We start from the raw sequence: 11550 nt of genomic DNA, 5'->3' as shown, positions 1-11550 counted from the left end.
CCTCAGCCGTGCTGCAGGCCGGCGGCCACCGCCTTGATGCGCTCGCGCAGCCAGCGGCCCGCCGCGGAGGTGTGGGCGCGCTCATGCCAGAGCTGGTAGTAGGCCATGGAGGGAAAGTCGATCGGACAAGGCAGCACCTGCAGCGGCAGGCGTTCGGTGAACCGTTCGCAGAACTGCCGGCCGGTGGTCAGCACCAGCAAGCTCGATGCCACCATGCGCGGGATCAGGCCGAAGTGCGCGCAGCGGGCCGTGATGTTGCGCGCCAGGCCCTGCGCCTCCAGGTATTCGTCGATCACGCCGCGCGCGCCGGGGTGCATGGGCGTGGGCGCGATGTGGTCGGCGGCCAGCCAGCTCTCGGCCGTCCAGCCGCGCCGCACGGCCGGGTGATCACGCGCCACCAGGCACACGATCTCGTCGCTGAACAGCTGGCCACGGTGCAGGTCGGGCGGCGGCTGCAGCCAGTTGCCGATCACCACATCCACCTCGCCCTGGGCGAGCCGGGCCGAGTAGTCCGACGCGGCGGAGAGGGGGTGGATCTCGATGGCGCAGCGCGGCGCCTGCGTCTTCACTTGCGCCACCAGCCGGGGCAGGAACTCGGGATCGAGATAGTCCGAAGCGGCGAGGCGGAAGGTGGTGGTGGCCGTGCGCGGGTCGAAGCCGCGCGAATCGGAGAACAGCATCTCGGCGGCACGCAAGATGCTAGCGCTGGGTTCGATCATGCGCAGACCGGCATCCGTGGGCACCATGCCGGCGCCCGAACGCACCAGAAGGGGATCCCCCGCCAGCTCCCGCAGGCGCTTCAGCGACGCCGAGACCGCCGGCTGGTACATGCCCAGCCGGAGGGCGGCCCTGGAGACGCTGCGCTCGGTCAACACGGTATGCAAGACCCTGATCAAGTGAAGGTCTATCTTGTCGAAAAGCGCGTGGTCTCTCATACCTCTGCCTGCATCCTGCCCATATGGCACCGCATATGCGCGGCGCGCAGGTCCCGGCCTACGCTTGTCGTGCCACCTGATTTGTTGACTGACCGATACTGAACTGCATGGCGTCGAAAACCATCCGCTTTGTCCGGCGCGGCGAGCTCGTGAGCGTGGGCAATGTACCACCCGATCGCACGCTGCTGGAAGTGCTGCGCGAGGACCTGGGCTGCACCGGCACCAAGGAGGGCTGCGGCGAGGGTGACTGCGGTGCCTGCACCGTGGTCGTCGCCGAGCCGCACCAGGGCGCGCTGGCCTACAAGGCCATCAACAGCTGCATCCGGCTCGCCCATTCGGTGGACGGGCTGGCGCTGTGGACCGTGGAAGACCTGGCCGCGGCCGACGGCACGCTGCACCCCGCCCAGGAGGCCATGGTGCAATGCCACGGCTCGCAGTGCGGCTTCTGCACCCCCGGCTTCGTGATGAGCCTGTTCGGCCTCTACCAGAACCGCGTGTGCGCCGGCCAGCCCGTCACCCGCGAGCAGGCGCAGGTGGATCTGTCCGGCAACCTGTGCCGCTGCACCGGCTACCGGCCCATCCTGGACGCGGCCGTGCGCATGGCGGAACTGCCGCCGGTGCGGGTGGATGAGGCGCAGGTGCTGGCGCAGCTCGAAGCGCTGGCCGCCTCCACCGCCACGTCCCCCGCCGCCGACGGTGACTATGTCGCGCCCACGCGGCTGGCCGACCTGCTGGCGCTGCGCGCCGCGCACCCCGACGCCCAGGTGGTGGCCGGCTGCACCGATGTCGGCCTGTGGGTGACCAAGCAGCACCGCCACTTCCCGCGCGTGCTGGACGTGACCCGCGTGCAGGAGCTGCGGCGCGTGGAGACCTACCCGCACCACATCGCCATCGGCGCGGCCGTGCCGCTGACCGAAGCCTTTGAAGCCCTGGTGGCCGAGCGGCCGCAGCTCGCCGCCTTCGCGCATCGCTTCGCGGGCTTGCCGGTGCGCAACTCGGGCACGCTGGGCGGCAACGTGGCCAATGGCTCGCCCATCGGCGACTCCATGCCGCTGCTCATCGCGCTCGGTGCGAACCTCGTGCTCCTGAGCACCCGTGGTCACCGCGAGCTGCCCCTGGAAGCCTTCTACACCGGCTACCGGCGCAACGTGCTCGCCGCCGACGAGGTGGTGGCCTGGATCAAGGTGCCGCGGCCCGTGGCCGGCGAATGCCTGCGCGCCTACAAGATCTCCAAGCGCTGGGACGACGACATCTCCGCCGTCTGCCTGGCGGTGAACCTCACGCTGCAGGATGGCGTGGTGCGCGGCGTGCGCATCGGCGCCGGCGGCGTGGCCGCCACCCCGGCCCGTGCCACCGAGGCGGAGGCCACGCTTCGCGGCCAGCCCTGGACCGAGGCCGCGGCCATCGCCGCCGGCGAGGCGCTTCGTACGCAGTTCCAGCCGATCAGCGACATGCGCGCTTCCGCCGACTATCGGCGAGAGGTGCTGGGCAACCTGATGCGGCGCTTCTGGCTGGAGAGCCAGGGCACGCCGGGGGTCCACCTGGAGAGCTTCCGCCTGGAGGCCGTGAGCCCATGAACGCGCCTGACTCCTTCATCCATACGGCCCTGTCCCCGGCTGTTGGCCAGTCGCAGCCGCACGAGAGCGCGCGCGCCCAGGTGGCGGGCGCGGCCCTGTACGTGGACGACATCCCGGAGGTGAAGGGCACCCTGCACGCGGCGCCCATCCTCTCCAACGTGGCGCACGGCCGCCTGCTCGGCATCGACGCCTCCGAGGCGCTGGCGATGCCGGGCGTGCGCGCGGTGCTGACGACCAGCGACATCCCGGGTGACCCCATGCTGGCCACCTTCACCCACGACGAGCCGATCTTCGCCCGTGACACGGTGCAGCACGTGGGGCAGGTGGCGGGCCTGGTGGTGGCCGACACGGTGATGCAGGCGCGACATGCGGCCCGGCGCGTGAAGCTGCGCATCGATCCGCTGCCGGCCGTGCTGGACGTGCGCGAGGCCGTCGCCGCGAAAAGCTGGGTGCTGCCGCCGGTGACGGTGAAGCGCGGCGACGCGGCCGCCGCCCTGGCACGCGCGGCGCATCGCCTGCAGGGCAGCCTGGAGGTCGGCGGCCAGGAGCACTTCTACCTGGAAGGCCAGGTGGCCTACGCGCTGCCGCTGGAGCAGAACCAGTGGTGGGTGCATGCCAGCACGCAGCACCCGGGCGAGATCCAGCACTGGGTGGCGCACGCGCTGGGCGTGGCCTCGAACGCGGTCACCGTGGAGTGCCGGCGCATGGGCGGCGGCTTCGGCGGCAAGGAGACGCAGGCGGGTCATGTGGCGGTATGGGCCGCGCTCGCGGCGCAGCGCACCGGGCGGCCGGTGAAGCTGCGGCTGGACCGAGACGACGACTTCATGATCACCGGCAAGCGCCATCCCTTCGCGTATGACTGGGATGTCGGCTTCGATGCCACCGGCCGCATCACCGGCCTCAAGCTCATGCTCGCGGCCAACTGCGGCTTCAGCGCCGACCTGAGCGGCCCGGTGGCCGACCGCGCCGTCTTCCACGCCGACAACGCTTACTTCCTCGAAGACGTGGAGATCGTCTCGTACCGGTGCCGCACCAACGTGCAGAGCCACACCGCCTTCCGCGGCTTTGGCGGGCCGCAGGGCATGATCGTCACCGAGGCGATCCTGGGCGACATCGCGCGGCACCTGGGCCTGGATGCGCTCACCGTTCGGCAGCGCAACTTCTACGGCACCACCGAACGCAACGTCACCCACTACGGCATGACGGTGGAGGACAACATCGTCGCGCCGCTGGTCGAGCGGCTCGCGGCGGACGCGCGCTATGCCGAACGCCGCGCCGAGATCGCGCGCTGGAACGCCACGCAACCGGTGCTGCGGCGTGGCATCGCGATCACGCCGGTGAAGTTCGGCATCTCCTTCACCGCCACCTTCTTCAACCAGGCCGGCGCGCTGGTGAACGTGTACACCGACGGCAGCGTGCAGGTGAACCACGGCGGCACCGAGATGGGTCAGGGCCTGCACACCAAGGTGTGCCAGATCGTCGCCGATGAACTGGGCCTGCCCTTCGAGCGTGTGCGCATCACGGCCAGCCACACCGGCAAGGTGCCCAACGCCAGCGCCACCGCGGCCTCCAGCGGGACGGACCTCAACGGCCGTGCCGCGCAGTTCGCGGCGCGCGAGGTGCGCGCCCGTCTCGCCGCCTACGTGGCCGCGCAGCAGGGCTGCCAGCCGGAGGACATCGTGTTCCAGGGCGGCCGGGTGCGCGGGCCGGGCGGCACGCTGACCTGGGAGCAGGTGGTGGACGACGCCTACCACGCGCGCGTGCAGCTCTGGAGCGACGGCTTCTACGCCACGCCCAAGATCCACTACGACAAGCACACGCTGTCGGGTCGGCCGTTCTACTACTTCGCCTATGGCGCCGCCTGCACCGAGGTCGCCATCGACACGCTGACGGGCGAGAGCCGCGTGCTGTGCGTGGACATCCTGCATGACGCGGGCCGCTCCATCAACCCGGCCATCGACATCGGCCAGATCGAGGGCGGCTTCATCCAGGGCATGGGCTGGCTCACCACCGAGCAGCTGGTCTGGACGGGCAAGGGGCACCTCGCCACGCACGCGCCCAGCACCTACAAGATCCCCGCCACCGGCGACCTGCCGGCGCACTTGCATGTCGCACTGTGGCCCGAGGCCAACCGCGAGGACAACGTGGCCGGCAGCAAGGCGGTGGGCGAGCCGCCCTTCATGCTGGCGCTGTCGGTGTTCGAGGCCATGCGCGACGCCGTGGCCGCCGCGCGCGGCGGCGGCCCGGTGCGCCTGGACGCGCCCGCCACCGCCGAGCACGTGCTGAAGGCGCTGCAGGCCCCCGCGACCTAAGCCGCCGTCCCCCTGGGCGGGCCGGCCGCTCGCGCGCGCGAGCGCCGTGTGGCGCGCTCCTATACTGCGATCGTCAACGCGCTGCGAAACGATCAATCCGACAGAGGAGGAGCCGGCATGGTGACAGGGCGCCCCCTGCGGCGCATGCTGCTGGGTCTGCTGGGCCTGCCGCTGCTGGCGGCGGCGAACGATCTGGCGCCGGCCGACTTCCTGTGGCGCGCCACACTGGAGGTGCCTTCACGCGCCAGCCTGGTCCGCGTGCAGGTGCCCGGCGAGGCCCTGATGCGCCTGCAGACCACCGCCGGCCATGATCTGCGCGTGTTCGACGGTCAGGGCCAGCGGGTGCCGTTCGCCTTCAGCGCGCCCACACCGCCGACCGTGCCCGAGCGGCAGGCCACGCCGCTCGTGGCCGCCCTGGCCCAGGTGCCGCTGTCGGGCGGACGCCCGCCACGGGGTGCCGTCCTGGCCCGGCTGACCCTGGATGGCGTCACGCACAGCGTGGGGCTGCGCCCGGCCGAAGGGGCCGATGCGGCCGCTCCCACCCGATCCGGCGGCCCGCCGATGGCCGTGTTCGACACGCGCGAGTTCGGCGCCCCCTGGGCCGGCTTCATCGTGGAGGGCCGCATGCCGGCCAACGCCGCGGTGGCGCTGCGGGCCTGGGTCAGCGACGATCTCGTGGCGTGGCAACCGGTGCCAGTGGCCGGCCGCCTCTACCGCTTCGACGGCGAGGACGCGCCGGTCAACGACACGCTGGAGTTCCCGCGGCCGCTCGATCTGCAGGGCCGCTACCTGCGCCTCGACTGGCCCGACCAGCCCGGGGTGCGCATCGAAGCCGTCACCGGCCTGATCGGCGCGGGCACTGCGCCGCTGCGCGGGCCGGTGGGCACCCTGCCCGATCCGCTGGTGCGCGGGCCGGTGGCCGCCGAATGGCATCTGGGCTTCGCCACCCCCATCGCCGAGCTCCTGCTGCAGGCCGAGCGGCCGGACACCCTGGCCCCGGTGCGTGTGCTGGGCCGCAACCGGGCGAGCGAGCCGTGGCGACCGCTGGCGCATGGCCTGGTCTACCGGCAAGGACCGGCGGGGCGTGAAGCCCTGAACGGGCCGATCACCCTGCCGCGTGTGTCGATGCGGCTGCTGCGCGTGGAGGCCACCCACGGCAGCCGGCTCGACAAGCTGGGCCTGCGCGCGCGCGTGCGCTTCGACCCGCTGGAGGTGGTGTTCGTCGCCGCCGGCATGCCGCCTTACCAGCTGGCAGTGGGGCGGGCCTACACGCCACCGGCGGCCATGCCCATCTCCATGCTGGCGGCCACCGCGCCGACGGGCATCGACGCGCTGCCGCAGGCCGGGATCACGCAGACCAACACCGCGCCACCGCCGCCACCGCCTCTCTGGCAACGCTGGCTGCCCACCGGCGTGGACAGCCGCGCAGCCGGCCTGTGGCTGGTGCTGGGCACCGCTGCGCTGTCGATCATCGCCCTGACCTGGTCGCTACGCCGACGCGCGACAGGCGGCTGAGACGCCCTTCGACATGCCCGCGCAGGCGGGAATCCAGGAGAACGCCGCGCGCCCAAGTGGCCCCAGCTTGCCCCATAGCCCGTTGGTTCGCATTTCCTCCGTGCATCCGCGTTGAATGCTTCCATCGCCGCCTTAACTGCACTCAGGGTCTACCCGGATACGCCTGTTCGCCCGGGGCATGCTGCATGAAAGTATCAACCCCCAGAAGAGCTATGATGGCCCGATGCCAAACATCGCTGTCGTGTTGAAGGGCGAGATCGCCCGCCTCGCCCGCAAGGAAACCCGCGCCGAAGTGGCGGAACTCCGCAAGGCATCCAGCCAGTACCGCTCGCACATCGCCGCGCTGCGCCGCCGCATCGAAGCGATGGAACGCCAGTTGAAACGCTTGTCGAAAACGAGCGGCCGCGCCAAGCCGGCTGCCGAACCGGCCGGTGAAGAGGGGCCGCAGCGCCGCTTCAGCGCCAAGCGCTTCGGTGCCCACCGCGCCAAGCTGGGCCTGTCGGCGGCCGACTATGGCAAGCTGATCGGCGTGACCGGCCAGACCGTCTACAAGTGGGAAAGCGGCAAGGCCCGCCCGCGCAGCGGCCAGCTTGAAGCCATTGCCGCCGTGCGCGGCATGGGCAAGCGGGAAGCGGCGGCGAAACTGGCGGAGTAGGTCCTCGGCGCTTTACTCCCGAAACAACGCCTCCACCACTCCCCGCAGCCACCGGTTGCCCGGATCCGCCGCAAACCGGCGGCTCCAGTGCAGTGCCACGGCGAAATCACGCTGCGGGAACGGCGGCTCCACGATGGCGTAGCCGCCCTCGAAGTTGCGGGCGATGTTGCGCGGCATGATCGCCGCGAGGTCCGTGGCGCGCACGATCGCGGGCAGCACCATGAAGTGCTCGGTGACCAGGCGCAGGCGGTCTTCCAGCTGGCACTCGCGGATGATGCGCAGCGTGTCGGCATGCGAGCGCACGCCCACGAACTCCAGCGCGGACAGGGCCGCCAGCAGGGCCGCGCCGGTACGCCGCCGCCGGGTGAACGGATGGCCTTCGCGCAGCAGCACCACGTAGCGGTCCCGCAGCAGCAGCGTGCGCTCAGTGTCCTTCACCTCGGGCAGAAATCCGAACGCGAAGTCGATGCGGCCCGCGTCCAGCGCTTCGGTGGTCTGGTCGCGCGGCACCGGCCGCGTCTCCAGCCGCACGCCCGGCGCGCGCTCGCGCAGCGCCACCATCAACTCGGGCAGGAAGCGGCCCTCGCCGATGTCGCTCATGTGGATGTGGAAGCTGCGGCGCGAGCGCGCGGGGTCGAACGCAGCGGATTCACCCAGCGCCTGCTCCAGCGTGGCCAGCGCCTGGCGCACCGGGTCCGCCAGGCGCTGCGCGCGCGGCGTGGGCCGCACGCCACCGGCGGCGCGCATGAACAACGGGTCGTTCAGCAGCGTACGCAGCCGCGTCAGGCCCTGGCTGGCCGCCGGCTGCGTGAGGCCCAGCAGTTCGGCGGCGCGGCTCACGTTGCCGGCGCGATGCACGGCATCGAACAGCCGCAGCAGGTTCAGGTCGATGTCCTTGATATGCATTCGGCTGATTCCGCTTAGTCGGTTCATTGTATTGATGGATGAAGCCGTGCCAGCGAAACTCGCGGGCTGATCCGGAGAACCCGACTTGGAAGTCTCATTCCATCAAGAAATCGCCTCGCTGCGCCTGGGTGCGGGCGACGCCTTTCACGGCGAGGGCATCCTCGCCATCACCAAGGCGCTGCTGCAGTCGGGCGTGGCCTACGTCGGTGGCTACCAGGGCGCGCCCGTGTCGCACCTGCTCGACGTGATGGTGCAGGCCCGTCCCTACCTCGACGAGTTGGGCGTGCACGTGGAGGCCTGCGCGAACGAGGCCTCGGCCGCGGCCATGCTGGGCGCCTCCATCCACTACCCTCTGCGCGGCGCGGTCACGTGGAAGTCCATCGTCGGCACCAACGTGGCGGCGGATGCGCTCTCCAACCTCGCCTCGCCGGGCGTGACCGGCGGCGCGCTGATCGTGGTGGGCGAGGACTACGGCGAGGGCGCCTCGGTGATCCAGGAGCGCACCCATGCCTACGCGCTGAAGTCGGGCCTGTGCCTGCTGGATCCGCGGCCGGACCTGCCGGCGATGGTGCGGATGGTGGAGGAAGGCTTCGCGCTCTCCGAGGCGTCGAACATGCCTTGCATCCTGGAGCTGCGCATCCGCGCCTGCCATGTGCGCGGCAGCTTCGAGGCGCGCGACAACCGGGCACCGGCCGTCTCCACCCGCCAGTTGCTGGAGAACCCGGCGGCGTTCGACTACATGCGGCTCGCGCACCCGCCCGTGACCTTCCGCCACGAGAAGCTCAAGAGCGAGCAGCGCATCCCGGCCGCGCGCCGCTTCATCGTGGAGCGGGGCCTGAACGAGCAGTTCGACGGCTCGCATAGCGACGTCGGGATCATCGTTCAGGGCGGTCTCTACAACGCGCTGCTGCGCGCGCTGCAGCAGGTGGGCCTGGCCGATGCATTCGGCGTCTCCGCGATTCCGCTGCTGGTGTTGAACGTCACCTTCCCGCTGGTGCCCGAGCAGGTGGCGGACTTCTGCCTCGGCAAGCGTGCCGTGCTGGTGGTGGAGGAGGGCCAGCCCGACTACATCGAGCAGGAGATCGCCACGCTGCTGCGCCGGCGGGACATCCAGACCCGCCTGCACGGCAAGGACCTGCTGCCCATGGGCGGCGAGTACACGGTGGAGGTGCTGGCGCAGGGCCTGGTGCCCTTCGTCACCGAGCACCTGCCCGCGCATGACGCCGCACCCGCACGCGACTGGCTGGCCGGCAACGCCGCGCGCCGGCAGGCGGCGGCGCAGGCGCTGCAATCACCGCTGCCCGCGCGGCCGCCGGGCTTCTGCATCGGTTGCCCCGAGCGGCCGGTGTTCAGCGCGCTCAAGCTGGCGCAGCAGCAGATCGGCCCGGTGCACATCGCCGCGGACATCGGCTGCCACGCCTTCGGCACCTTCGAGCCCTTCTCCATGGGCCACTCGATCCTGGGCTACGGCATGTCGCTCGCCTCGCGCGCGGGGGTGTCGCCGATGATGCAGCGGCGCACGCTGGCCATCATGGGCGACGGCGGGTTCTGGCACAACGGCCTGCTCACCGGCGTGCAGAGCGCGTTGTTCAATGGTGATGACGCGGTGCTGCTGATCTTCAAGAACGGCTACTCATCGGCCACCGGCACGCAGGAGCTGATCTCCACCCCCGCCGGCGCCGACAAGCGCGCCGCCGCCGACCGCCAGCGCAGCCTGACCCACACCAACACCACGATCGAATCGACGCTGCAGGGCCTGGGCGTGCAGTGGCTGCGCACGGTGCACACCTATGAAGTGGCCACGATGCGCGCCACGCTGATCGAGGCGTTCACCAGCGACTTCAACGGGCTGAAGGTGATCGTGGCCGAGGGGGAGTGCCAGCTCGAACGCCAGCGCCGCATCAAGCCCTGGATCGCGTCGCTGCTGAAGCAGGGCGAGCGCGTGGTGCGCGTGAAGTACGGCGTGGATGAAGACGTGTGCAACGGCGACCACGCCTGCATCCGCCTTTCGGGCTGCCCCACGCTCACGCTCAAGGACAACCCCGATCCGCTGAAGGTGGACCCGGTGGCCACCGTCATCGACGGCTGCGTGGGCTGCGGCCTGTGCGGCGAGAACGCGCATGCGGCCACGCTGTGCCCGAGCTTCTACCGCGCGGAGGTGGTGACCCATCCGCGCTGGCACGAGCGATTGCTCGATTCCCTGCGCGGCGTGTTCGTGCGCGCGTTGAGGGCTGCGTGATGACGGCCAACACCCCCATCACCCTCCTCGTCTGCGCCCTCGGTGGCGAGGGCGGCGGCGTGCTCACCGGCTGGCTGGTGGAGGCCGCGCGGCGCGCCGGGTATCCGGTGCAGGCCACCTCCATTCCCGGTGTCGCGCAGCGCACCGGCGCCACCACCTACTACATCGAGGTCTTCCCGCAGCCGCTGGCCGCGCTGGGCAGCCGTCGCCCGGTGTTCAGCCTGAGCCCGGTGCCGGGCGCGCTGGACGCCCTGGTGTCCTCGGAGCTGCTGGAGACCGCGCGCCAGATCACCAATGGCCTGCCCTCGCCGGAGCGCACGCGCATTCTCACCTCGTCCGCGCGCACCTTCACGACGCAGGAACGCATGCAGCTCGGTGACGGTCGCGTGGAAGAGGCGGAGCTGCTGCAGCTCCTGTGCCGCTTCAGCCGCGAGCACCAGGTGTTCGACATGCAGGCGGTGGCGCGCGAGACGGGCACCGTGGTCAGCGCGGTGATGCTGGGCGCCATCGGCGGCAGCGGCCTGCTGCCCATCGCCCGCGAACACTTCGAGGCCGCGGTGCGTGCCGAGGGCAAGGGCGCGGAAGCCAGCCTGCGCGGCTTCGCCCGTGCGTGGGACATCGTCGCTGCGCAACGCCAGCAGGCCGCGTTCGTGCAGCAGGTGCTGCAACCTGCTGCGACGGGCAACGCCGATGGCAACGCGCCCGCGCTTCCGGCCAGCCTGCAGAACCTGATCCAAGCCCTGCCCCCCGCCGCGCAAGCCGTGGCCACGCTGGGCGCCGACCGGCTGCTGGACTACCAGGACGCCGCCTACGCCCAGCTCTACCTGCAGCGCCTGCAACAGGTGGCCACGGCGGAGCGCGATGCCGATCCCGCCGGCACGCAGGCCCACGCCGCCACGACGGAGACGGCGCGCTGGCTGGCGCTGTGGATGGCCTACGACGACATCGTGCGCGTGGCCCACCTCAAGAGCCGCGCCGATCGCTGGCAGCGCGTGCGCGAGGAAGTGAAGGCCGGCGACGACGACCTGGTGAAGCTCTACGACCACTTCAAGCCCGGCGCGCCGGAGTTCGCGGCCCTGCTGCCCGCTGCGCTGGCGCAGCGCGTGCTGGCCTGGGATGCGGCGCGGGTGGCACGCGGACAGGCGCCGTGGGCACTGCCGCTGAAGATCGGCACGCATGGCGTGGGCGGGCTGCTGGCGCTGCGCGTGCTGGCCGCCATGAAACCCCTGCGGATGCGCGGCAGCCGGCACGCGGCCGAGCAGGCGCTGATCAGCCGCTGGCTCACGGGCATCGAGCAGGGCCTGCGCCGCGCCGCGCCACTGGGCCTGGAAGTCGCGCGCTGCGGCCGGCTCATCAAGGGCTACGGCGCCACCAATGAGCGCGGCAAGGAGAACCTGCTGCACGTGCTGGA

8 protein-coding genes are annotated in these 11550 nt (G+C 71.3%); 6 read left to right on the top strand and 2 right to left on the bottom strand.

Annotated elements, in window-relative coordinates; genetic code table 11:
• Window positions 1–2 precede the first annotated feature (2 nt).
• Entirely contained in the window at window positions 3–935 is a 933-nt protein-coding gene (locus tag ACE3T5_RS02470; RefSeq protein WP_374664081.1) for a LysR family transcriptional regulator, read from the bottom strand.
• A 107-nt stretch (window positions 936–1042) separates the two neighbouring features.
• Between ACE3T5_RS02470 and xdhA the strand changes: the two genes are divergently transcribed.
• The 4 genes from xdhA (at window position 1043) to ACE3T5_RS02450 (ending at window position 6994) form a co-directional block, all read left to right on the top strand.
• Window positions 1043–2512 (top strand): xanthine dehydrogenase small subunit, encoded by a 1470-nt coding sequence (gene xdhA / locus ACE3T5_RS02465; protein ID WP_374664079.1) that lies wholly within the window; start codon window positions 1043–1045, stop codon window positions 2510–2512.
• Window positions 2509–4824 (top strand): xanthine dehydrogenase molybdopterin binding subunit, encoded by a 2316-nt coding sequence (gene xdhB / locus ACE3T5_RS02460; protein ID WP_374664077.1) that lies wholly within the window; start codon window positions 2509–2511, stop codon window positions 4822–4824. Before xdhA ends, xdhB begins: the two co-directional genes overlap by 4 nt.
• Before the next feature lie 117 nt (window positions 4825–4941).
• Complete coding sequence (locus ACE3T5_RS02455) at window positions 4942–6339, top strand: DUF3999 family protein (RefSeq protein WP_374664075.1); 1398 nt, start codon at window positions 4942–4944, stop codon at window positions 6337–6339.
• A gap of 223 nt (window positions 6340–6562) precedes the next feature.
• Window positions 6563–6994, top strand: a complete 432-nt coding sequence (locus tag ACE3T5_RS02450; protein WP_374664262.1) for a helix-turn-helix domain-containing protein — start codon at window positions 6563–6565, stop codon at window positions 6992–6994.
• Between the two features lie 12 nt (window positions 6995–7006).
• Here ACE3T5_RS02450 and ACE3T5_RS02445 read toward each other — a convergent pair whose 3' ends face one another.
• Entirely contained in the window at window positions 7007–7900 is an 894-nt protein-coding gene (locus tag ACE3T5_RS02445) for a LysR family transcriptional regulator (RefSeq protein WP_374664073.1), read from the bottom strand.
• A gap of 85 nt (window positions 7901–7985) precedes the next feature.
• On the opposite strand from ACE3T5_RS02445, the gene ACE3T5_RS02440 reads away from it, so the two are divergent.
• Window positions 7986–10139, top strand: a complete 2154-nt coding sequence (locus tag ACE3T5_RS02440) for a thiamine pyrophosphate-dependent enzyme (protein ID WP_374664071.1) — start codon at window positions 7986–7988, stop codon at window positions 10137–10139.
• Window positions 10139–11550 (top strand): indolepyruvate oxidoreductase subunit beta family protein (locus tag ACE3T5_RS02435; RefSeq protein WP_374664069.1); only part of this gene is annotated, 1412 nt, incomplete at its 3' end. The genes ACE3T5_RS02440 and ACE3T5_RS02435, both read left to right, overlap by 1 nt.

It is taken from the genome of Ramlibacter sp. (assembly GCF_041916345.1).
In the GTDB taxonomy this organism is placed as follows: domain Bacteria; phylum Pseudomonadota; class Gammaproteobacteria; order Burkholderiales; family Burkholderiaceae_C; genus Ramlibacter.
This window is presented reverse-complemented; position numbering and strand designations above follow the sequence as displayed.

Excerpts from the sequence above, each read along its gene's own strand:
- xdhB (WP_374664077.1), top strand. The coding sequence starts at position 2,509 with ATGAACGCGCCTGACTCCTTCATCCATACGGCCCTGTCCCCGGCTGTT.
- xdhA (WP_374664079.1), top strand. The coding sequence starts at position 1,043 with ATGGCGTCGAAAACCATCCGCTTTGTCCGGCGCGGCGAGCTCGTGAGC.
- ACE3T5_RS02455 (WP_374664075.1), top strand. The coding sequence starts at position 4,942 with ATGGTGACAGGGCGCCCCCTGCGGCGCATGCTGCTGGGTCTGCTGGGC.
- ACE3T5_RS02450 (WP_374664262.1), top strand. The coding sequence starts at position 6,563 with ATGCCAAACATCGCTGTCGTGTTGAAGGGCGAGATCGCCCGCCTCGCC.
- ACE3T5_RS02445 (WP_374664073.1), bottom strand. The coding sequence starts at position 7,900 with ATGCATATCAAGGACATCGACCTGAACCTGCTGCGGCTGTTCGATGCC.
- ACE3T5_RS02470 (WP_374664081.1), bottom strand. The coding sequence starts at position 935 with ATGAGAGACCACGCGCTTTTCGACAAGATAGACCTTCACTTGATCAGG.